This window comes from Pseudooceanicola nitratireducens (genome assembly GCF_900109195.1).
Classification (GTDB): Bacteria; Pseudomonadota; Alphaproteobacteria; order Rhodobacterales; family Rhodobacteraceae; genus Pseudooceanicola; species Pseudooceanicola nitratireducens.
This window is the reverse complement of sequence record NZ_FNZG01000001.1, coordinates 632,665-653,747: the sequence shown is the minus strand read 5'-3', so window position 1 is coordinate 653,747 and position 21,083 is coordinate 632,665. Positions and strand designations below refer to the sequence as shown.

The 21,083-nt window shown below is 67.4% G+C and carries 19 protein-coding genes; 7 read left to right on the top strand and 12 right to left on the bottom strand.

Features of this window, described 5'->3' with window-relative positions; all coding sequences use genetic code 11:
- Window positions 1-161: 161 nt before the first annotated feature.
- From BMX99_RS03060 to BMX99_RS03040, 5 genes are all read left to right on the top strand, one after another.
- Complete coding sequence (locus BMX99_RS03060; protein WP_093447083.1) at window positions 162-1,571, top strand: bifunctional enoyl-CoA hydratase/phosphate acetyltransferase; 1,410 nt, start codon at window positions 162-164, stop codon at window positions 1,569-1,571.
- Window positions 1,568-2,713, top strand: a complete 1,146-nt coding sequence (locus BMX99_RS03055) for an acetate/propionate family kinase (protein WP_093447080.1) — start codon at window positions 1,568-1,570, stop codon at window positions 2,711-2,713. Before BMX99_RS03060 ends, BMX99_RS03055 begins: the two co-directional genes overlap by 4 nt.
- 138 nt (window positions 2,714-2,851) lie before the next feature.
- Window positions 2,852-3,235, top strand: a complete 384-nt coding sequence (locus tag BMX99_RS03050) for an S-adenosylmethionine decarboxylase (RefSeq protein WP_093447077.1) — start codon at window positions 2,852-2,854, stop codon at window positions 3,233-3,235.
- A gap of 125 nt (window positions 3,236-3,360) precedes the next feature.
- Window positions 3,361-4,131 (top strand): hypothetical protein, encoded by a 771-nt coding sequence (locus BMX99_RS03045; protein WP_093447074.1) that lies wholly within the window; start codon window positions 3,361-3,363, stop codon window positions 4,129-4,131.
- Window positions 4,128-6,071 carry a sulfotransferase gene (locus tag BMX99_RS03040; protein ID WP_093447071.1) on the top strand — a complete coding sequence of 648 codons (1,944 nt, stop codon included), beginning with the start codon at window positions 4,128-4,130 and terminating at the stop codon, window positions 6,069-6,071. The genes BMX99_RS03045 and BMX99_RS03040 overlap by 4 nt, the downstream gene beginning before the upstream one ends.
- 21 nt (window positions 6,072-6,092) lie before the next feature.
- Here the strand turns inward: BMX99_RS03040 and BMX99_RS03035 are convergent, their stop codons facing one another.
- The 10 genes from BMX99_RS03035 to infA form a co-directional block, all read right to left on the bottom strand.
- Window positions 6,093-8,525 (bottom strand): Hint domain-containing protein, encoded by a 2,433-nt coding sequence (locus BMX99_RS03035; RefSeq protein WP_093447068.1) that lies wholly within the window; start codon window positions 8,523-8,525, stop codon window positions 6,093-6,095.
- A gap of 215 nt (window positions 8,526-8,740) precedes the next feature.
- Window positions 8,741-9,334 carry a GNAT family N-acetyltransferase gene (locus BMX99_RS03030; protein ID WP_093447065.1) on the bottom strand — a complete coding sequence of 198 codons (594 nt, stop codon included), beginning with the start codon at window positions 9,332-9,334 and terminating at the stop codon, window positions 8,741-8,743.
- Window positions 9,331-9,720 (bottom strand): ketosteroid isomerase-related protein, encoded by a 390-nt coding sequence (locus BMX99_RS03025; protein WP_093447061.1) that lies wholly within the window; start codon window positions 9,718-9,720, stop codon window positions 9,331-9,333. The genes BMX99_RS03030 and BMX99_RS03025 overlap by 4 nt, the downstream gene beginning before the upstream one ends.
- A complete protein-coding gene (locus BMX99_RS03020) occupies window positions 9,717-10,178 on the bottom strand; it encodes an arsenate-mycothiol transferase ArsC (RefSeq protein WP_093447058.1) in 462 nt (153 codons plus the stop codon). Before BMX99_RS03020 ends, BMX99_RS03025 begins: the two co-directional genes overlap by 4 nt.
- 4 nt (window positions 10,179-10,182) lie before the next feature.
- Complete coding sequence (locus BMX99_RS03015; RefSeq protein ID WP_093447054.1) at window positions 10,183-10,662, bottom strand: UPF0262 family protein; 480 nt, start codon at window positions 10,660-10,662, stop codon at window positions 10,183-10,185.
- Window positions 10,663-10,793: 131 nt separating this feature from the next.
- On the bottom strand, window positions 10,794-12,098 hold the full coding sequence (hisD, locus tag BMX99_RS03010; RefSeq protein ID WP_093447051.1) for a histidinol dehydrogenase: 1,305 nt from the start codon (window positions 12,096-12,098) through the stop codon (window positions 10,794-10,796).
- Between the two features lie 162 nt (window positions 12,099-12,260).
- On the bottom strand, window positions 12,261-12,461 hold the full coding sequence (locus tag BMX99_RS03005) for a DNA gyrase inhibitor YacG (protein ID WP_093447048.1): 201 nt from the start codon (window positions 12,459-12,461) through the stop codon (window positions 12,261-12,263).
- Window positions 12,458-13,525, bottom strand: coding sequence for a ribonuclease E/G (locus tag BMX99_RS03000; RefSeq protein WP_093447045.1), 1,068 nt, complete (start codon window positions 13,523-13,525; stop codon window positions 12,458-12,460). The genes BMX99_RS03005 and BMX99_RS03000 overlap by 4 nt, the downstream gene beginning before the upstream one ends.
- 103 nt (window positions 13,526-13,628) lie before the next feature.
- A complete protein-coding gene (locus BMX99_RS02995) occupies window positions 13,629-14,204 on the bottom strand; it encodes a Maf family protein (protein WP_093447042.1) in 576 nt (191 codons plus the stop codon).
- Window positions 14,205-14,315: 111 nt separating this feature from the next.
- Window positions 14,316-14,534, bottom strand: a complete 219-nt coding sequence (gene infA, locus BMX99_RS02990) for a translation initiation factor IF-1 (RefSeq protein ID WP_005978431.1) — start codon at window positions 14,532-14,534, stop codon at window positions 14,316-14,318.
- 627 nt (window positions 14,535-15,161) lie between these two features.
- Here infA and xseA point away from each other — a divergent pair.
- Window positions 15,162-16,790: an exodeoxyribonuclease VII large subunit gene (xseA, locus tag BMX99_RS02985; RefSeq protein WP_093447039.1), complete on the top strand. Its 1,629-nt coding sequence runs from the start codon at window positions 15,162-15,164 to the stop codon at window positions 16,788-16,790.
- A gap of 178 nt (window positions 16,791-16,968) precedes the next feature.
- On the opposite strand, the gene BMX99_RS02980 is transcribed toward xseA, so the two are convergent.
- Complete coding sequence (locus BMX99_RS02980; protein ID WP_244525600.1) at window positions 16,969-17,391, bottom strand: hypothetical protein; 423 nt, start codon at window positions 17,389-17,391, stop codon at window positions 16,969-16,971.
- Between the two features lie 215 nt (window positions 17,392-17,606).
- Window positions 17,607-18,632, bottom strand: a complete 1,026-nt coding sequence (locus BMX99_RS02975) for an alkane 1-monooxygenase (RefSeq protein ID WP_093447036.1) — start codon at window positions 18,630-18,632, stop codon at window positions 17,607-17,609.
- Between the two features lie 776 nt (window positions 18,633-19,408).
- Between BMX99_RS02975 and ftsY the strand changes: the two genes are divergently transcribed.
- On the top strand, window positions 19,409-20,737 hold the full coding sequence (gene ftsY / locus BMX99_RS02970) for a signal recognition particle-docking protein FtsY (RefSeq protein ID WP_093447032.1): 1,329 nt from the start codon (window positions 19,409-19,411) through the stop codon (window positions 20,735-20,737).
- Window positions 20,738-21,083 lie beyond the last annotated feature (346 nt).

The window sequence follows — 21,083 nt, the reverse complement described above, 5'->3', positions numbered from 1 at the left end:
CGTCCCTCCGGTGATGATCCAGAGGTTTACCATAGGTCACCCGCCCGGCGCATTGATCGGTGTCAATATCCCTGTCACCTTCCCATGCAATGACCATTTTACGGGCACTCCGGTGCCGCCAAAGCCCTTAAAAACCCTTATCAGACGCGCGAGGCCGCCCCATGCTATTGGAAAACAAGGTGTTCGAGGATCTCGCCATCGGCGACCGGGAAGAGCTGCGCCGGTTGTGCACGCTGGATGACCTGATCGTCTTTGCCAATGTCTCGGGCAATCACAACCCGATGCACCTGGCCGATCACGATGGCGACGGCGATGGCATCCCCGAGGCGCTGTGCCCGGGCATGTTCGTGGGGTCCCTGATCTCGGCGGTGCTTGGCAATGTGCTGCCCGGGGCCGGGACGCTCTATCGGTCGCAGCAGTTCGACTTCCTTGGCCGGGCCAGCGCGGGGGACGAACTGATCTCCTCGGTCGAGGTCATCGCCAAGGACGCCGCCACCGGCTGTGTCACCCTGAAGACCGAGGTCCGGCAGGCCCGCGACGACAGCGTGATCCTGCGGGGCGAAGCCGTGGTCGAGGCCCCGAAGGTCCGTATCCACAGCGACGTGGCCGATCTGCCTGGCCTGATCGTGCAGCGCCACCGCCATTTCGACGCGCTGCTGGACCGGGCCGCCCCCCTGCCCGCCCTGCGCACCGCCGTTGCCTGCCCCGAGGATGCCAATTCCCTGGGCGGCGCGCTGCTCGCCCGAGATCACACGCTGATCGACCCGATCTTCGTGGGCGATGCGGCCCGGATCCGGGCCACCGCGCAGGACATGGGGGCCGACCTGACGGGGATCGAGGTCATCGACATCCCCGACCACGCCCGGGCCGCCACCCGCGCCGTGGCCTTGGTCAACGAAGGCCGCGCCGACGCGCTGATGAAGGGGCATCTGCACACCGATCAGCTGCTGCGCCCGGCTATTGACCGCGCCACCGGCCTGCGCGGCGGGCGGCGGTTCACCCATGTCTTCGTGATGGATGTGCCCGGCCTGGCCCATCCGCTGCTGGTCACCGATGCGGCGATCAACATCGCGCCGGATCTGAAGACCAAGGTCGACATCGTGCAGAACGCCATCGACGTCGCCCATGCCATCGGGATCGAGGTGCCCAAGGTCGGGGTGCTTTCAGCCGTCGAGACGGTGAATCCCGATATCCCGTCCTCGATCGACGCCGCGCTTCTGTCCAAGATGGCCGAGCGTGGGCAGATCACAGGCGGGATCGTCGACGGGCCGCTGGCCATGGACAATGCCGTCGACATGGCCGCCGCACGGACCAAGGGGATCGTGTCGCCCGTCGCCGGGCAGGCCGACATCCTCGTGGTGCCGGGGCTGGACGCGGGCAATATGCTGGCCAAGCAACTGACCTATATCAGCCACGCCGAGGCCGCGGGCGTGGTGATGGGCGCGCGGGTGCCGATCATCCTGAACAGCCGGGCGGATGACGACATGTCGCGCCTTGCCTCCTGCGCGGTGGCGGCGCTGCACCATCACCGGGTTTCGGGGAAAGTGTCTGGACAGGGTTCGGCAAAATGACCCATGTGCTGACGCTGAACGCGGGCTCGTCTTCGTTGAAATACGGGTTGTACGAGGCGGCGCAGGATCCCCGCGTGGTCACCCATGGGCGGGTCGGACGGATCGGCGGCGCGGCACAACTGGTGCCCGATGGTGCCGACACCCGCCCCCTGCCGCAGGTCACCGACCACGCGGGCGCGCTGCGGGCCGTGCTGGATCACCTGCGCGCCAGCCATCCGCAGGCGCAGATCAGCGCGGTCGGCCACCGGGTGGTGCATGGCGGCATGGACCATGCCGCGCCCGTCCTGCTGGACGTCGCGCTGGTCGAGGATCTGGACCGGCTGTCGCCCTTCGCCCCGCTGCATCAGCCGCACAACCTGGCCGGGGTCCGGGCGGCGATGGAGGCCTTCCCCAAGGCCCGGCAGGTCGCCTGTTTCGACACCGCCTTCCACCGCGGCCATCCCTTCGTGAACGACACCTTCGCCCTGCCCCGCGCCTATTACGACAAGGGCGTGCGGCGCTATGGCTTTCACGGGCTCTCCTACGACTACATCGCAGGGGAACTGGCCCGCAGCGCGCCGGATCTGTCGCGCGTGGTGGTGGCGCATCTGGGCAACGGGGCGTCCATGTGCGCGCTGCGGGACGGGCGGTCCGTCGCCTCGACCATGGGGTTTTCGGCGCTCGACGGCCTGCCCATGGGCACGCGGGTCGGTCAGCTGGATCCCGGCGTGGTGCTGTACCTGATGGCGCAGGAGGGGATGAGCGCGGACCAGATCTCGGACCTGCTGTACAAGGATGCGGGGCTGAAGGGGATGTCGGGGATCTCGAACGACATGCGGGAATTGCTCGCCTCGGACGATCCCCGCGCAGGCGAGGCGCTGGATTATTACACCTTCCGCATCAGGCGCGAACTGGGAGCGCTGGCGGCGGTACTGGGCGGGATCGACGGGCTGGTCTTCTGTGGCGGCATCGGAGAGAACGCCGCCCCCATTCGCGCCCGCGTCTGCGACGGGATGGAGTGGATCGGCATCACGCTGGACGCCGCCCGCAATGCCGCGAATGCTCCGGTGATCAGCAATGACAACGGCGCGGTGCGTGTCATGGTCATCCCCACGGACGAGGAAATCGTCATCGCCCGCGCCGCCGTGGCGCTTGGTGGATAGACCCGGATCGGAATGACGGAACGGAACCGGATGCGTCCGTGGCCCGACCCGGAACACCGGCCCTTCCAATCGGTCCCGACACCGGGGGCCTGAACGATCGCTATTCCCCCCGCCCCTGCGCAGCGCTAGAACATCCCCATGACCGAGACACATGATTTCTTCACCCCCGGCACGCAGCTTCTGGTCGACCATCGCGGCGGCAAGGGCATGCGCGACCCGGCGCTTCTGGAACAGGTTCTGACACGGGCCCTGACCGACCGGGGCCTGCCGCCGCAGCAGGTCATGATCCAGCCGGCCGAGGGCCGCGATGGCGTGACCGGTGTCGCCCTTCTCAGCGCGGGCCACGTGGCGGTGCAAAGCTGGGCGGATCAGGACTATATGTCGCTGGATCTTCTGGTCCCCGGCGAGGGCGCGGCGAAACAGCTGGCCGACGATCTGGCGCGGGCGCTGCTGCCGGACTGGACCCAGATCCGCGCCGTGCTGCGCAACGATTTCACCCCGCTGCCGCCCGCTGCCGCCTGACTGCCGCCTGACACCCGCGCGCCCGACCGTGGCGCGCCTCGGGCACCGTCCCGCTTGTCAGCCTGCCGCGAAGTGCGTACCACTTTGCCAAAAGCGGGCCCTGCGAGGGTCCGGGAAAGGCGGGCATGCATTTCACGGTCACTTATCAGCGCGGGCATGAAGACCCCAAATCCGGCCCCGTGCGCGTCGGCTGGTGCCTGACCGAGGTCGAGGCCCCGGTGATCTACGACCCGCCCCGCCGGGTGAATTCCCGCGACGCCCGCAAGGACCATGCCAAAAGCGCCGCGCGCTGCCCGGCGGTGCTGAACCTGGAAGCGCGCTATTTCGAAATCCCCTGCCCCTTTGACCTGAACCTGGGCTTTGCGCGGGACGACAAGGGGCGACCGACCCTGCGGAACCTCTCGGGCGGGTCCAGCGCGATCCGTGGCTCGACCCTGGGCAAGCGGGTGTCGATCACCAACGAAAACGAATGGCGCCACCCCGACCGACCGATGATCCAGCTTAGGCTGCCCTATATCTTCCTGTCGGATGAACCGGTCTATCTGACCCAGCTGGACGCCTATCTGCACTACCGTCGCCAGCCTCTGCCCGGCACGATCTTTGGCGGGCGGTTCCCGATCGACGTCTGGCCGCGCCCGCTGATGTGGGCCTTTGAATGGCACGACCCGGAGCAGCCGATCATTATCCGGCGCGGAGAGCCGCTGTTCTACTGCCAGTTCGAATGCGACCACCCCGAGCGCAACGTGCAGCTGGTCGAGGCCGAGATGACGCCCGAGCTGAAGGGATACCTGGATCACATCTCGGGCGCGGTGAACTACGTGAACCAGACCTTTTCGCTGTTCGAGGCGGCCGAGCGGGTGCGCCCGACCACCCTGGTCAGCCCGCGCAAACCGTGACGGACGAGGCCCCTTCCACGCTGTTGCAGCGCGCCCGAACGGCGCTGGATGCGGGGCGCGTGTCCGAATGCCACGCGCTGATCGCGCCGCTTCTGGGCGATCTGCCTGACGGGGCGCAGGACCGCACGGTTTCCAATTTAGGCGCGCGGGACCGCACGACTCTGGCCTACCTTCAACTGGCCTGTGCGCTTTACTACACCGGCGATCTGGATGCCGCGCGGCGGTTGAACGCCGATCTGCCGACCGATCTGTGGCGGCCGCTGCGCTATCGGCTGTCACTGCGGTTGCGTGATCCGCTGACGGCGGCGCGGCTGCGGCGCGATCCCGGCGTGACGGATCGGGAACGGGACGATTTCCGCACCACCGCCGGGCTGCACCTGCTGTGGGCCGGGCGCTATGACCGGGGCTTTCCGCTTTATGCCAGCCGCCACAACGCGATCCTGTTTCCGCGCACGGTGCCCGGGCGGCTGACCCATGCGCCCCTGCCCGAGGATCCAAGCAAGGATGAAGACACCATCATCCTGGAACAGGGCCTGGGCGACGTGCTGTTCCACCTGGCGCATATCCGCGCCGAAGGCCGGCACGAGGCGTCGCATTTCGTGGGGCTGCGCAAATACGGCACGCTGATCCGGCGCTATTTCCCCAAGGCGCGCTTTACCGCCCATGACGATCTGCCCGGAGGCTCGCCGCGCCCGCGTGCGCATCTCGCGGCGGATTTCGTCGGGCGGGGCTATCGGCGCACGGGCCGCGTGGCCGCGCCGGTGCAGTTCGACACGCCCTTCCGCCGGACCGGAGAGCCTCCGGTCTGGGGGATCTGCTGGCGCGGCGGGTCGGGTCAGAACCGGCGCGAGGAACGGCATATCCCGCTGCGGATGTTCCTGGACCTCTTGCCGCGCGACGGGCGGTTCCTGGCGCTGCAATTCGACATGACGGACGAGGAACGCGCAGTGCTGCAGGCCGACGCCCGGTGCCTGATCCCGGGGGCGGACATCACGCAGAACCCGGTCGAGACCATGGCGATCATCCGTCCGCTGGCCGGGGTGATTTCCGTCGACTCGGCCAATTGGCACATGGCGGGGCTGTGCGACGTGCCGATCCTGGCGATCATGAACCGCACCGCGCATTGGTTCTGGGGGCCGGAGGCACGGGCGGAAAGCGCCTATCCCTGCGCGACCACGGTGCCCAAGGCGGATTTGCGCGCCGATCACGTCGCCGCCTGGATGCAGGACACGCGCAAGGCCTGGGCCGGCCGCGCGGTGGCGGCACGCGTCCGCACGCCCGAGCTGCGCCGCAGGCCGGTGCTGGTGACGGGGCTGCCGCGATCGGCCACTTCGATGACGATGCGGATGCTGCATGACCACGGGCTGTGGCTGGGTGATACGGTGCCCGGCAACCGCGAAAACCCCCAGGGCTATTTCGAGAACCGGGCGATCCGCGACGGCATCGTGAAACCGCTGCTCTCGGGCATGGGGGTGGATCCGCTTGGCGTGCGGTCACTGCCGCCCTGGGATGTGCTGCCCCCCTGCCCGCCGCTGGCGCGTCAGGTGGCGCGGGCGCTGCGCACTGACGGCCACGACGGAACGCGGCCCTGGGGCTTCAAGGACCCCAAGCTGAGCCTGCTGTGGCAGATCTTTGACCGCAGCTATCCGCAGGCAATCTGGGTCATCGTGACCCGTGACCGCGGGAAGGTGATCGACAGCCTATGCCGGACGTCCTTCATGGCGCGGCATTCCACCAGCCCCGAATACTGGCAGCCCTTCTGCAACGCCTATGCGCATCGGCTGGACCGGCTGCGGGCCAGCGGCGCGCGGGTCTTTGACGTGGACAGTGATGCGCTGTCTTCGGGGGATTTCAGCCAGATCCGCCCGGTGATCGAGGCGGCGGGGCTGCGCTTCGATCCGGCGGTCGCCGAAGCTGCGCTGATCCGGCCCAAGGTCTGACTGGGCGATCAAGGGGCCCGTCTAAAGGATCCGGTTCGCCATCCGGTGCCCGGCGCGGCGCAGGTCCGGCGGCGGAAGCGAGGGGCCCAGCAGCTGCGCTTCGTATCCGCGCAGGATCGGGCGGGCGGGACGTGCGGCGGCGTCCAGATCCGGCAGCGCGGCGCACAGATCGCGGCGCTGCGCCGGGGTCAGGGAAAACAGCGCCTCTTCCGCCGGAAGGAAGCTTTCCACCGGGGCGCCTTCGGCAAAAAGCACCTCGTGCCGGTCCAGGCAGAGGTGGTGATAGGTGATCTGGGACCCTTCGGACTGCGTCACCTCGTGCCCGTCGACCAGATGTTTCGCAGCGACCAGCACCTCGGCCTCGCCGAACAGCATCTCGGGTTTCCAGCCGGTGATCAGCACGCGGTGCTGCGGCGACAGGGTCAGGGGGCGGGTGTTGCCAATTGCGCCGGTGGCGAAGGTCACGGGGGCCGATCCGCCCCGCGCAGGAACGCGGCGCGACCCGGTCCAGCGCAGAGGCTGGGGCCCATGATCGGCGGTCATCACCGCATCGCCGGGGCGCAGATCCTCGACCGCGACGGGGCCGCGCGGGGTGTCGATCCGGGTGCCTTGCGCGAAACAGACGATCATCTCGAACCCCGAGAAGGTCGCCACATCGCCGTTCGAGAAGGTGATCGTGCCGCTTTCGTCGTCGCCCGAGTTGTAGGTGATCGCCGTCACCTGCCCGCCCGCGCCTAGCGACGAGATATCAAGGACATCGACATCCGCGTCGCCCGCGTCCTCGCCCCCGAACAGCGCGTAGTTTCCGGGCCCGGTCAGGGTGACGACATCGCTGCCCGAGCCGCCATAGATCGCATCGTCGCCGCTGGCCGCATAGATGCTGTCGGCACCCTGGCCGGCATAGATCGCATCGGCCCCGGCCCCGCCATAGATCTGGTCGTCGCCGGACCCGGCCTCGATCCGGTCGGCCCCCAGCCCGCCATAAAGCGTATCCGCCCCGGTGCCGCCATAAAGGCTGTCGTCGCCGCTGTCGCCCGAAAGCTCATCGCCGCCTGCCCCGCCGTAAAGCGTATCGCTGCCGCCGCGCCCTTCCACCCGGTCGGTGCCCGCGCCGCCCGTCAGGCTGTCGCCCGAAGAGGTGGCGTAGATCCGTTCGATCTGGCTGAAGGTGACGGTGTCCGCGCCATGGGTGATCGTCCCGGCCTCGGCCCCGGTGTAATCGACCGTGATCGGACCGGAGACCGAAGAGAAGTCGATGACGTCCTGATCGGACCCGCCCTCGCCCCCGATGATGGTGTCGCTGCCGGGGGTGCCGGTCATCAGGAAGGTATCGTCGCCCGATCCGCCGTCCATGTAGTCGGGCGATCCGCGGCCATCGAAGACGTCGTTGCCGGCGCGACCGAAGAAGACGTTGGTGTAGACATCGCCCGTGGGCGACCAGGGATCAAAGCCGATCAACGTGTCGTCGTGGTTCGACCCGAAGACCCCGTCGATACCCGAGCCCATGACGTCGCCCGTGGCAGCCCCGCCGATGGTGCCGTTGCTCAGGTCGACATAGACCCCGCCCGTTTCGGCCCCGAAGTCGATGTAATCCAGGCCCGTGCCACCGTAGTAGGTGTCATTGCCCAGCCCGGAATAAAGCGTATCCCAGCCTTCACCGCCGTACAGCACGTCATCGCCGGAGCCACCGGACAGCGCATCATCGCCCGACCCGCCATCCAGCGCGTCATTGCCCGCGCCACCATAAAGGGCGTCGGTCCCGGCCCCGCCATAGACGGTGTCGTTGCCCGCGCCCGAGGCCACGGTGTCGTTGCCGCCATAGGCGTAGATGCTGTCGTTGTGGCTGCCATCGGCATCGCCCACGGCATCCAGCTGCCCGTCAGTATAGCCGTCGCCGATGCTGTCCGCGCCCGTGCTGCCATCGACGCGGCCGTCCTGGGTGCCGGTGATGGCTTCGATCCCGCGGTATTCCATCCTCTCGCCATTGGCGAAGATGATGTAGCCGTTGCTGGGATCGCCGCCGTAATAGTTGATCGACGAAATGGTGGTGCCGGTCAGGCCCGAGAAATCCAGCGTGTCGTCGCCGCTTTGCCCGTCGATCCAGGCGCTGGTGCCGCGGGTCACGCGGATCAGGTCGTCGCCGGATTCGCCATAGATGTCGTCATCGCCCGAACCGACGTAGATCGTGTCGTTGCCGGCGTCGCCTTCGATCGTGTCGCGGCCCGCGCCGCCATACAGCACGTCGTCGCCGCTGCGGCCTTCGATGGAATCCGCACCCTCACCGCCATAGACGGTGTCCGAGCCGCGCCCGGCCTCGATCGTGTCGTTGCCGCCGTAGCCGTATATGGAATCGTTCAGACCGTCAGGGCCGTCGACCTGGTCGCCGCCCCCGTCGACCGAGGTGCGGTTGATATTGTCAGACCCCGACGAACCGTCATACTTGCCGTCCGCCATACCACCTCAACACGTCGCCGGTTCTGCGCCGTTTTTGCGATCAAATGATTGGGTCCGCCTGTCACCATGCGGCCAAGACCAAGTTGGGGCAACATTGGGGCAGAAATATGGCGTTCGTTCTGAAAACACGTCTTTTCGCCCGAGGGCTGAGTGGGAATTTCCCTTTATCCCCAAACAGCTGCAGGGTTTCCGGGCAAGTTTGTCCCAGGTCCGGATCAGCCGCGCGACGTCAGGTCACGCATCCAGAACTGCAGTGGGTGACCGCTGTCTTCGGGCTGGTCGATGTCGCGCCAGCGGAAGGTCGCGATGACGCCCGGCAGCGGCGCGTATCCCCGCCCCCGCCAGAAGGCATCATGACTGCGGGCCCCTTCGGGGCGCAACGGGTGGTCGTCGGGGCGCAGAACGGAACAGAAGACGGAATAGCGCAGGCCAAGGGCGCGGGCGTGGGCCTCGCGCGCGTCAAAGAAGGCATGGCCCAGACCCCGGCCGCGATAGCCGGGCAGCAGGACGGATTCGGCGCAATAGAAGATCTGGTCCAGCGGCTCGGGCCTGCCCGCGAAGGGGGCGGCGAAGTCATCCGCATGTTTGGCTAGGGGCGTGCCGGTCGCGGCCCCGATCAGCTGGTCACCGTCATAGGCCGCAGCCACGATCGCGCCCGGATCGTCATAGGCAGTCAGGTAGTCGCGTTCATAGGCGACATCGCCATCGTAAAGGTAGGGCCAGGCGCGGAAGACCTGAATCCGCAGGCGGGCCAGGTCATCCAGCGCGGCCAGCAGGTCCGGCCCGGTCAGGATGCGCAGTGCGGTCACGAGACCTGAGAGATCCAGTCGGACAGGTTGTAATAGGTCGTCACCCGGGCGATCTTGCCATCGCGCAGGGTAAAGAAGGACCCGGCCGGCAGGCGATAGGTCTGGCCACTGGCAGGCGGCAAGCCCTCGTCCGAATTCAGGTAGGTGCCGTTGACCATGTATTCCGCCGCGCCACGGGTCCCGTCCGAAGAGGTGAAGACCACCATCTCGGTCAGGGTTTCCTTGTAGCAATGGTCCATGTGGGCGCAGAATTCGGCGAATTTGCCGCGCCCGATGCGCACGTTGCCTTCGTTCACGTGATGCGCCACGTCGTCTGTCAGGCAGTCCAGCATGGCCTGGGTGTCACCGGCGTTGAAGGCGTCGAAATAGGTCTGAACGATGCTCATGCGCTGTCCTTTGGCGGGCCGAAGCGGCGGCGGAGGTTGTCGATGATCTGGTCGCGGCACTGGCGATAGGCGTTCAACTTCTGCTCGCGCGTTTCGCCGATGCCCGTGGGGTCCATGATCGGCCAGAAATCGACCGAGAGGTGGTAGTATTTCGTCAGGTCCAGCGCGCGCTTCTGGCTGGCCGTCGACAGCGCCACGATCAGGTCAAAGCTGGACAGGTCGTCGCCGTAGCGCTCCATCTCGTCGAAGGACCGGGACCGGTGGCGCGACAGCTCCACCCCGATCTCTTCGCAGACCGCGATGGCAAACCCGTCGATTTCCAGATCGTTGTAGCATCCGGCCGACTGCACATAGGTGCCCGTGCCGTAGAATTTCTTCATGATGCCTTCGGCCATGGGCGACCGCACGGCATTGTGGTCGCAGCAGAACAGCACGGACTGGGGAAGTTCTGCTGCCACGCGGTCAGCCTCCGAAGTGCAGCACGCAAATCAGCGTAAACAGGCGGCGGGCGGTGTCATGATCCACCGTGGCCTTGCCTTCAAGGCGTTCGACAAGTACCCGCGCGCCTTCGTCATGGATACCGCGGCGGGCCATGTCGATGGTTTCGATCTGTGCGGGCGGCAGGTTCTTCACCGCGTCGAAGTAGCTTTTGCAGATGGCGAAATAGTCCTTCACCACCTGGCGGAAGGGGCCAAGCGACATGATGAACTGCGCCGCCGGACTGCCGTGTTCGGTCTGCACGTCAAAGACCAGGCGTTTGTCCTGGATCGACAGGGCGATCTTGTAGGGGCCGTCGGGCACGACACGATCGTCCCGCTTGGGCAGGGTAAAGGAGTTCTCTTCCAGAAGATCGAACATCGCGACACGACGTTCCTGTTCGATCTCGGGCGTGGGCGGCGGCAGGTTGCGGTCGTCCAACTCGATCTGGGCAATATAGGACATGGGTCCGGTTCCCTCTGATTGGATGGGGTCTCCCCCCATGCAATCTATGCTGCACTGCAGCGTATTTCCACAATTTCGTAAAATTAGGGTAAAAAAATTACCTTTGTCACCCCGAATTTACGTTTCCCGGTTCAGCCCTGATTCAAGCGTTGCCGACGGGCCGCAACCGAAAGGCCATGCGCCTCAAGGCTTTCCGACTGCGCAAGGGTTTCCGCGGCCGGGCCGATGGCCTGTAGGGCCTCGGGCGTCATGCGGGCCAGGGTGGTGCGCTTCATGAAGTCCAGCACCGACAGCCCCGATGAGAATCGGGCCGAGCGCGCCGTGGGCAGCACGTGGTTAGGCCCGCCGACGTAGTCGCCGATCGCCTCGGGCGTCCACTGGCCCAGGAAGATCGCGCCGGCATGGGTGCATTTTGCCGCCAGCGCCTCGGGGTCGGCAACGCACAGCTCCAGGTGCTCGGGCGCGATACGGTTCGACAGGGCGGCGGCCTCGTCCAGGTCGCGCACGGTGATGATCGCGCCATTCTCGGCCCAGGAATCGCCGGCGATGGCCCGGCGTTCCAGCGTTTCCAGCCGTTTTTCCACCGCGCTGTGCACCGCCTGGCCGAAATCGGCATCGGTGGTGATCAGGATCGACTGGGCGCTGGCGTCATGTTCGGCCTGGGACAGAAGATCCAGCGCGATCCAGTCGGCGTCATTCTCGGCATCGGCAATCACCAGGATCTCAGAGGGGCCGGCGATCATGTCGATGCCCACCTTACCGAAGACGCGCCGCTTGGCAGCCGCCACATAGGCGTTGCCGGGGCCAGTGATCTTGTCGACCGGGGCAATGGTGTCGGTGCCATAGGCCAGCGCGGCCACGGCCTGCGCGCCGCCGATGCGATAGATCTCGTCCACGCCGGAAATCCGCGCCGCCAGAAGCACCAGGGGGTTCACCTGCCCCTGCGGGGTCGGCACGGTGATCGCCAGACGCGGCACCCCGGCAACCTTGGCGGGGATGGCATTCATCAAGACCGAGGACGGATAGGACGCCTGCCCGCCCGGCACGTACAGCCCGGCGGCCGAGACCGGCGTCCAGCGCCAGCCCAGGGTCGCACCCGAGGCATCGGTCCAGCTGTCATCTTCGGGCAGCTGGCGTTCGTGGTAGGCGCGGATGCGATCGGCGGCCAGTTCCAGCGCGGCGCGTTCCTCGTCCGTGACCAGGGCGCACTGGCGGTCGACCTCTTCGGCGGGGATGGCCAGGGTTTCGGGCGTCAGCGTCAGCCCGTCCAGATCGCGGGTCAGCTCGATGACGGCCGCGTCGCCCCGGGCGCGCACATCGGCGATAATCCCGGCCACGCGGTCGTCCACGTCGGGGCTGTCCTCGCGCTTCATGTTCAGAAGCGCGGCGAAACGGGCGTCGAAATCGGCGTCGGTGGTGGACAGGAAATGGGGCATGGCGCTGCTCCGGCAGGAGGGGAGGTTTGTCGCTTGTTACCGACCCCGGCCGCGCCTCACAAGCCCGGGTCCTGAGGCGAATGCGCCCAGCTGCATGCGCGGGTGGCGAGCCGCACCCGGTTCCGGGGCGGAGAGCAGGCCCCCGCACGTCACAAATAGAACCTAGTGGCGCGTCGGTTCCTCGTCCTCGCCGGTCACGCCGCGTTCAAGGGCGTCCAGCGCTTCTTCCATGTCCTCGGGATCGGTCGAGGGGATGGAATACCCGCCCTTGAACCACCGCGCCAGATCCACATCGGCGCAGTGTTTCGAACAGAAGGGGCGGTAGTCCCCGTCCGAGGGTTTCTGGCAGATCGGGCAGCTCATTCCAGCATGCTTTCGGTCACCGTCTCGGACAGGGGCAGCCGCGCGCGCTTGCGCTGAAGCTCGTAATTGCCAAGCGGTGTCCAGCCGGCCATGACCGTGTCGGTGTCGTCGGTCTTCAGGGAGGCGCGCAGCGCGCCCTCGAAGGATCGGCGGTCCTTTTTCGGCATCGGGGCCAGGTCCAGCACCACAACACCGCCCAGGCCACGCAGGCGCAGCTGGCGCGGCAGGTCGCGCGCCATGGCCAGGTTCGCCTTCAGCCCCGCCGCAAGCGAGGTATCGCCGCCGGTGTTCACGTCAACCGCCACGAAGGCCCGCGTCGGCTCCACCGCGAAGGACCCCGCGCCGGTGCCAAGCGAGACTTCGGGCCGGAACAGCGCCGCGATCTTTTCGTGCACGCCGTGGTGTTCGAAACAGCCAGCCTCGGTTTCGATCTGCGCCTCCATGACCCATTCACGCCAGGCCAGCGTATGCGGGCCGTCACCTTCGGTCAGCTTCTCGGGTTCGCCCTCGGCGTCGTTCAGCACCTGAAGCGCAAGGTCGGCCATGGCGGCGATGTCGTCGGCCACCGCATCGGCATCGGCCCCGTCGCAGGACGACCGCAGGATCAGGCCCGCATTACGCGCGGCCATCTCGTGCCCGGCAAAGACCTCATGAGCGATTTCCAGAAGGGCGTCGCGGGCGTCGTCGTCCTTGATCTGACGCGAGACATTGATGCCCGGGGCCTCGGGGGTGACGATGGCAAAGCGGCTTTTGAACAGCAGGCGGGTGGTCACGGGGATCGCCTTGCCCGGTTCCGCGTGGCCGGTGACCTGCACCAGAAGCGGCTGACCCGGGGACAGGCCCTTGACCTGTTTCAGGAAGGCCGGACCATCGGGGGTCTTCAGGAACATGCCGCCCTGCCCCTTCACGGGACGGTCGGCCGAGGCGCGATAGATCGCGCCGGGACGCGGCGCATCGCTGTCGACATGCAGGTCTTCCAGCTTGCCGTCGCGCAGCAGGGCGGCGGCCTCGACCGGGCCGTCGGGGCCGGTCAGATGGTCCAGCAGGATCAGGTGGCCTTTCATGGCGATATCCTTTCGCGTCCTCTTGGGTCTTGCGTCGTTTTGGGCCCTTGCGGGGCCGCGTGTCTAGATGGCTCGCCCGCGCCCAGGTGGCCGGGCGGTTCCGTCAGCCCGGGGTCCAGACCGGGTAACCGGCGGCGGTCAGAAGGCTGGCGGTTTCGGCCACGGGCAGCCCCATGACCGCAGTATAGGATCCCTGGATCCAGGGAATGAAGGCCCCGGCCGGCCCCTGGATGCCATAGGCCCCGGCCTTGCCCTGCCAGTCCCCGGTGGCGAGGTATCCGTTCACCTCGGCGTCCGAGAGGGCTTTCATCTTCACCGTGGTCACCACGTCGCGTTCCCAGATCCGGTCGCCCCGGCGCACGGCCACGGCGGTGATCACCCGGTGGCGACGCCCCGACATGGCATAGAGGAATTCCGCCGCCTCGCCCGCGTCGCGGGGTTTGCCCATGATGCGGCGGCCCAGGGCCACGGTGGTGTCGGCGCAGATGACGATGTCATCGGGGTCCGCCACCACGGCCTGCGCCTTTTCACGGGTCACACGCGCGCAATAGGGGCGCGGCAGTTCGCCCTTGGCGGGGTCTTCGTCGATGTCGGGGGGGCGGATGTCGTCGGGGGTGATGCCAAGCGTGGCCAGCAGTTCGAGACGACGGGGAGAGCCGGATCCGAGGATCAGTTTCATCGCGGGGCCTCTTTCGGGGCCGCTCTGGGCCGGAAGAACGCGGCTGCGGGGGATCCCCAGTCAGGCGCGCGGGGGATGCGGGCCCCGACCTTGCGGCCGGGGCAACGCGGATTACTTGAAGCGGTAGTTGATCCGACCCTTGGTCAGATCATAGGGGGTCATTTCGACCTGCACCTTGTCGCCGGCCAGAACGCGGATGCGGTTCTTGCGCATCTTGCCTGCCGTATGTGCGATGATCTCATGGCCGTTCTCGAGCTCGACCCGGAATGTCGCATTGGGCAGGAGTTCCTTCACGACGCCGGGGAATTCGAGAGTGTCTTCCTTGGCCATGTAGTCTCCATTCTTACGTGATCCGTGCGGGAAGCCGCGCGGGTGCGCGTTAAATGGGCCTAAACGGGGGGATTTTCAAGTCGAATATGTTGATGGGTCCCCGGGCGCGCCCTGCGGGTCGGGGGCCGGGGGTGCTTCGGTTCGGAATGGGCTGCGGTTCCAAGGGCTTGGCGGGCGAGGCTTGCGCGGGTGTCATGGTTTAATCACCGGTATTGGGGGTTGAGGGCTTATAGCAAAATGCGTGACCTGCGCCGACCATCCAACCGGCTCTCCCCTCCGAAACGGTCTTCCCAAAGGGCAGCGCCGGCCCGCGGGGTGGCGCAATAGCGCCGCCCCAGGGGGGCGGGTCGGCGCTGCCCGGCGTAAACGCCGGGCGGGACACACTTCAGAAGTCAGCACTTACGACGCTCCGCCACGGCCCATGCAAACGGTCGTTGCACAGGGTAGTGTCTGGCCCAAGGAGGCAATCAGCCTTCCCGGAAATCGTCCACAAGACGATGTCGCCTGATCACGGGCGGAACACCGGGCGCATACGCCGGGCGGGGAACACCTCCGACGGCAGAGCTGCCCCCCAATTCCCCCAGCTTCCCTCTGGCCCTCCCCCCGCACGCGGCATAAGTTGCGCCCATGGATATGTTCGAAGACGGCCCCGCCGCGGGCAGCAATGCGCATGAATTTTCGGTGTCCGAGTTGTCGGGGGCCGTCAAACGCACGATCGAGGGCGAATTCGGCCATGTCCGCGTGCGGGCCGAGGTCGGTCGCGTCTCGCGTCCCCGCTCGGGGCATCTGTACTTCGACCTCAAGGACGACCGCGCGGTCCTTGCCGCCGTCAGCTGGAAGGGCCAGGTCGCCCGGATGCAGGTTCAGCCCGAAGAGGGCATGGAGGTCATCGCCACCGGCCGCATGACCACCTTTCCCGGCCAGTCGAAATACCAGCTGATCGTCGACAACGTCGAACCCGCAGGCGCAGGCGCGCTGATGGCGCTGTTGGAAAAACGCAAGGCCATGCTGCAGGCCGAGGGGCTTTTTGCGCAGGAGCGCAAGCGCCCCCTGCCCTTCCTGCCCAGGGTCATCGGGGTGGTCACCTCGCCCTCGGGCGCGGTGATCCGCGACATTCTTCACCGGCTGCGCGACCGGTTCCCGGTGCGCGTGCTGATCTGGCCGGTCGCGGTGCAGGGGCAGAACTGCGCGCCCGAAGTGGCCCGCGCCATCGAGGGCTTCAACCGTCTGGCCCCCGGCGGCCCGGTGCCCCGGCCCGACGTGCTGATCGTGGCGCGAGGCGGCGGCTCGATCGAGGATCTCTGGGGCTTCAACGAGGAAATCGTTGCACGCGCGGCGGCCGGATCGCAGATCCCGCTGATCTCGGCCGTGGGCCATGAAACCGACACCACGCTGATCGACTTCGTCTCGGACCGGCGGGCCCCGACGCCCACGGCGGCGGCGGAAATCGCCGTGCCCGTGCGGGCCGAGCTGCAGGCCTGGGTTGCCGACATGCAGGCGCGGCTGATCCGGGCGCAGGGTCAGGCGGTGCTGTCGCGCCGCCAGCGGCTGGCCGACCTGGCCCGCGCCCTGCCCCGTCCCGAACGGCTGACCGAGGGCGCGCGGCAGCGGCTCGACACCTGGGGCGAGCGGCTTCCCAATGCGCTGCGCTCGGGCGTGGCGCGGCGGCGGGTGGCCCTGTCCGAGGCGGGCGGATCGCTGCGCCCCTCGGTGCTGCAATCCCGCATTGCGCGCGAACGCGGACGGCTGGATCAGGCGGACCGGCTGGCCCCGGCACTGGCGCGGGGCGTCACGGACCGCAAACGCGCCCTGGCCCAGACCGCCGCGCGCCTGCGCCCGGAAACCGTATCGCGCGACCTGGCCCGCAAGCGCCGCGACCTGGACCAGCTGACCAGCCGCTTTGCCACCGTCGCCGCGCGCGGGGTCGAGACCCGGCGCGACCGGCTGGCCGCGCTGGACCGGCTGCGCCTCACCCTGGGCTATGAGGCCACGCTGGACCGCGGCTATGTCGTGGTGCGGGACAACGCGGGGGCCGTTCTGACTGGCGCGCAAAAGGCGTCCGAGGCGGCGGGCCTGTCGATCCAGTTCTCGGATGGCACGGTCGAGGTCGGGGCCGCCCGACTGGCCGACGCGCCGCCGCCCCCTGCTGCACAGGCGGCCGAACCGTCCAAGCCCGCGCCTGCCCCCAAGCCGCAGGCCAAAGCCGCGCCGAAGAAAACGCCCAAGACGCCGCCGGAACAGGGCAGCCTGTTCTAGGCGGTTCTGGTCCGCGACGACAAATCCGGTCAGCATGGATAGCTGCGTCGACGCGGAACTATAGAGCGTGAGTTAGAACGACTGCGTGCTGGAAAAAGCTCGGCCCGGAACCCGCGATACCAGCTGCCCGGCGACCGAGATCGAGACCGGCACCGAACCCGACCGCCCCCCCGCGCGATCAGACGCCCACTTCGGGACCGAGGCACAGCATCGGGTCCAGGGCATCCTGCACCTCGTACAGGGTCGTCTGGTTCGGGTCGCCCTGGAACTGCGCCACCAGCCCGCCCGCGCCTTCGAAGAAGGTCCAGCATTGCGGCCCCGGGTCCGGGTCGGCGTCATATTCAAAGCAGATCATGCCGGATTGTTCGTACCAGTGCCCCTCGGCGCAGTCGCCATCCAGGAAAGACCAGCGGACGCGGCGGTTGTCGAAATATTGCTCGACCCCGTAGGGCTGCCCGTTGGAGCCGTAATAGAAGGTCTTGCCCCGGGAATAGCGGTCGAAATCCTCGGCCGTCATCGGGGATTGGGCCAGGGCCTGCCCGGGAAGTCCGGCCAGTCCAAGAAGCAGAGCCGCCGCCAGCACCGGCACCAAAACGGGCATCCAGGTCCGGCACTGGGACCCGGGCCGGGGCGCAGTACTAGGCACGGTGCGAAGCGCGGCACGAGCCAGGCGGTGAGACGCAAAAAATCCAGTCATGGCGGCAAGATGCCAAAGCCCGCGACGCAAGGAAAGCGGCTTTCGCACGTGTCACCCCGACGGGCGATCTTCCGCGCCCGCCACTTCGGATGGTCCCGGCCCATCGCAGTCTGAAGGGATCAGATGTCGCTCTGCCATTCTAGCAGATGGGGGTTCATCACCCGCCGCCACCAGCCCGGCACAAGCGCGATCATCGCCATGACCGGAAGGGACCGCGGCAGGATCGGCATGATGTCCGGATCGATCTGCAGGCTCGGGTAGATCCGGCCAGGATGCATGTGGTGATCGGAATGGCGCGAGGCGTTCAGCATCATGGCCGAGGTCACCCGGTGCGGGCTGTTCCAGCTGTGCTGCGCGCGCACCGGGGCCAGTTTGCCATCGGAACGCTCTTCACGCTCAAGCCCATAGTGCTGGACGTAATCCGACAGCAGGATCTGCACCTGGGCAAATCCCGCGATCGCAACAAGGATGCCGATCCCCTCGGCCCCTGCCAGCAGCCAGGCCAGGCCGATCATTGCCAGCGCCCCTAGCACGTAGCCGATATAGGGATGGCTGGTCAGCGGTCGCCCGGCACGGCGCAGATCATGTGTCTCGATCCGCATGCCTTCGCGGAAGGATCCGATCCAGGCGCGGACGAAGAAGCGATAGAAGCTTTCGCCCAGCAGGGCGGTGTTGGGGTCATAGGGCGTGGCCACGTAGACGTGATGCACCTTTGGGTGGGACGAGGCATGATGCCCGAACAGCAACGACGTGTAGACGATCTTGCCCAGCTGCACGGCCTCTTTGCCAGAGCGGTGGATCAGCTCGTGCGCATTGGGGTGGCTGACCTGGCCGAAGTAGACGCCGAAGGCCAGAACGGCGGGAAGCACCCCCCAGCCCTCGGCCCCGCCGGGACCGCCCAGGTAGCGCACGGCGATGACCATCAGGAACAGATGCATGACGCCCAGGGCGATGGACAGCCCGTGCCCGGCGCGGAATTCCTCGGTCGCATCGTGGTTGCGCCAGTTCTGCGGCAGGACGTGATCCAGCAGCGCGGTGAAGACCGTCAGATAGGCCAGGACGGCCCAGGCGACGGCCCCGCCCATGGCGCTTGCCAGGATCAGCAGGGGAATTGGACTCAGGGTTGCGATCAGAAATCCGATCATGTCTGCACTACCTCTATTGCCTCTTTGGGCTCTGCGGCCTCTTCGGGCTGTGTTGCCTCTTCGGCGGTCCGGTTCCAGTCCCTGCGGGACCCCGGGCCTGCCGTGTCGGCGCTGCTGCCATTCCGGTCGCGGGACGGGCGGGGCGTCGTTGCACCCCCGGGTCCTGCGCCTTCGCGGCTCCTTCACCTTTTGGCCCGCACCTCTCCGGGTGCTTGGCCGTCCGTCTGGACCATTGTCTGGCCCATGGTCGGGCCCGACTTCGGGCCGTCTGTATTGCCCCTGGCCTTCGGGGCGCGCATCGCGCCACGCCGGTCACTGGCTGTGCCTTGTCCTCGCTCCGGCCAGCACCGGAATACCCACCGAACAACGCACCAGGGCCCACATTTATATCGCAGGGCTTTCGGCTGTCTTAACGGCACAAGCCTGTCGGGATATTGCCATTCTGGCGACTTTTTGGCGGCCTTCTGGCCTGCCTTGCGGGTCCGTGGGATATCCGGGCCCATGCAGGGATCAAACCCTACCCAATTTTGCGTCCCGGCCTTCGCAGACCGGACGTTCCTCTGGCCCCAAACCCCGACTGCACTAGCGGCAGCCCTGCAGGCATAGGCCGGGGTCAGGCCTCTGCCTTCCCCTGCCCCGGTCATAGCAAATCCGCGCCCCTCCGGGCCAGAGATTTCCACGCCATGCCGAAATCGGCGTCTTGGCGTTGCACCGCCGCCTCTTTCCCTTCGCCGTCGAAGGCATTAGGTGGGTATGAGATACCCGGCGGAGCACCCATGGCCTTTTTCTCCAAACTCAAGGATCGTCTGTTCAAATCCTCCTCCAAGCTGGAAGAGGGGCTCGACAGCATCGTCGAAGATGGCGGCACGGCGGATGCGTCCTCCGATCAGACCGGCGCGGCCCCGGCGTCCGCGCCTTCGCCCGCACCAGAGCCGACCCCAGAACCGACGCAAATCCCAGAACCGACGCCGATCCCTGTGCCGGAGCCCGAGCACCCCGCCCCCCCGACACCGCAGGAGCTTCCGGCCGAGACCCCGCAGGAAGCCCCCGTGCCCGATGCGCCCGACGAGATCCCCCAGGATCCGCCGGCCTCGATCCTGCCATCGCCCGGCCCCTCGGAAGTGCCCGCGCCTGCGCCCGACCTGGTGCCGATGCCGGATCCCGTGCCCGCCCCCGCTCAGGACGAAGCCCCGAAACCCGACACGAAACCCACCCGCGAAGGCGGTCTTCTGGGCCGGCTCTTCACCCGCCCCGGTGCCGCGCCGGTGGTCCGCCGCACCCTCGACGACGACATGCTCGAACAGCTCGAGGAACTGCTGATCGCCTCGGACATGGGCGTCGACACGGCGCTGCGCGTGGCCTCCAACATGGCCGAGGGGCGCATGGGCAAACGCCTGTCCACGCAGGAAATCAAGACCCTCCTCGCCGATGAGGTCACCCGCATCATGGAGCCGGTGGCCAAGCCGCTGCCGCTGTTTCCCAAGAAACCGCAGGTGGTGCTGGTGGTGGGCGTCAACGGCTCGGGCAAGACCACGACCATTGGCAAGCTGGCGTCGCAATTCCGCGCGGCCGGCAAATCCGTGGTGATCGCCGCTGGCGACACCTTCCGCGCTGCGGCCGTCGAACAGCTTGAGGTCTGGGGCCAGCGCGCCGGTGTCCCCGTGCTCAAGGCCGCCGAAGGCTCCGACCCTGCCGCCCTCGCCTTCGATGCGCTCACCAAGGCCGAGGCCGATGGCGCTGATCTTCTGATGATCGACACCGCCGGCCGGCTGCAGAACCGCGCCGACCTGATGGAGGAACTGGCCAAGGTCATCCGCGTGATCCGCAAGAAGGACCCCTCCGCCCCGCACAACACGCTGCTGGTGCTGGATGCGACGACGGGCCAGAACGCGCTGTCCCAGGTGGAAACCTTCCGCAAGATGGCCGATGTGACGGGGCTGGTGATGACCAAACTCGACGGCACCGCCAAGGGCGGCGTGCTGGTGGCGCTGGCCGACAAGTTCGGCCTGCCGATCCATGCCATCGGGGTGGGCGAACAGATCGACGACCTCGCCCCCTTCGACCCCCAGGATTTCGCCCGCGCCCTGACCGGAGCGGACAGCTGACCCGCCACCGCCCGCTCCCCTCCGCGCCAGATCCTGCCCACAGGGCAGTACCATCGCCTGCCGTCCTGGCCGCTGTGCCGACCACGTACCCCGGCCCCGACGCCCCAAAATCGTCCGCAGCCGCCCGCCCGAAAACACACCACACGGCTACCTGCGCCCTCCCGGATCCCCTATCATCTTGCCAGAAAATACTCCGGGGTGAATTGGCCCAACGGGCCAAGAGGGGCAGCGCCCCTTTCTTCAGCCCCCTTCCCCTCCCCCTCCGCCAAAGCCCCCCGCAGCCCATGGGGCACCGCGGCCAGCGCGCCGGACCGGCAAGGCCGGCAAGCGACACCCCCGACAGACA

Excerpts from the sequence above, each read along its gene's own strand:
- BMX99_RS03060 (WP_093447083.1), top strand. The coding sequence starts at position 162 with ATGCTATTGGAAAACAAGGTGTTCGAGGATCTCGCCATCGGCGACCGG.
- BMX99_RS03055 (WP_093447080.1), top strand. The coding sequence starts at position 1,568 with ATGACCCATGTGCTGACGCTGAACGCGGGCTCGTCTTCGTTGAAATAC.
- BMX99_RS03050 (WP_093447077.1), top strand. The coding sequence starts at position 2,852 with ATGACCGAGACACATGATTTCTTCACCCCCGGCACGCAGCTTCTGGTC.
- BMX99_RS03045 (WP_093447074.1), top strand. The coding sequence starts at position 3,361 with ATGCATTTCACGGTCACTTATCAGCGCGGGCATGAAGACCCCAAATCC.
- BMX99_RS03035 (WP_093447068.1), bottom strand. The coding sequence starts at position 8,525 with ATGGCGGACGGCAAGTATGACGGTTCGTCGGGGTCTGACAATATCAAC.
- BMX99_RS03025 (WP_093447061.1), bottom strand. The coding sequence starts at position 9,720 with ATGAGCATCGTTCAGACCTATTTCGACGCCTTCAACGCCGGTGACACC.
- BMX99_RS03015 (WP_093447054.1), bottom strand. The coding sequence starts at position 10,662 with ATGTCCTATATTGCCCAGATCGAGTTGGACGACCGCAACCTGCCGCCG.
- hisD (WP_093447051.1), bottom strand. The coding sequence starts at position 12,098 with ATGCCCCATTTCCTGTCCACCACCGACGCCGATTTCGACGCCCGTTTC.
- BMX99_RS03005 (WP_093447048.1), bottom strand. The coding sequence starts at position 12,461 with ATGAGCTGCCCGATCTGCCAGAAACCCTCGGACGGGGACTACCGCCCC.
- BMX99_RS03000 (WP_093447045.1), bottom strand. The coding sequence starts at position 13,525 with ATGAAAGGCCACCTGATCCTGCTGGACCATCTGACCGGCCCCGACGGC.
- BMX99_RS02995 (WP_093447042.1), bottom strand. The coding sequence starts at position 14,204 with ATGAAACTGATCCTCGGATCCGGCTCTCCCCGTCGTCTCGAACTGCTG.
- infA (WP_005978431.1), bottom strand. The coding sequence starts at position 14,534 with ATGGCCAAGGAAGACACTCTCGAATTCCCCGGCGTCGTGAAGGAACTC.
- xseA (WP_093447039.1), top strand. The coding sequence starts at position 15,162 with ATGGATATGTTCGAAGACGGCCCCGCCGCGGGCAGCAATGCGCATGAA.
- BMX99_RS02980 (WP_244525600.1), bottom strand. The coding sequence starts at position 17,391 with ATGCCCGTTTTGGTGCCGGTGCTGGCGGCGGCTCTGCTTCTTGGACTG.
- BMX99_RS02975 (WP_093447036.1), bottom strand. The coding sequence starts at position 18,632 with ATGATCGGATTTCTGATCGCAACCCTGAGTCCAATTCCCCTGCTGATC.
- ftsY (WP_093447032.1), top strand. The coding sequence starts at position 19,409 with ATGGCCTTTTTCTCCAAACTCAAGGATCGTCTGTTCAAATCCTCCTCC.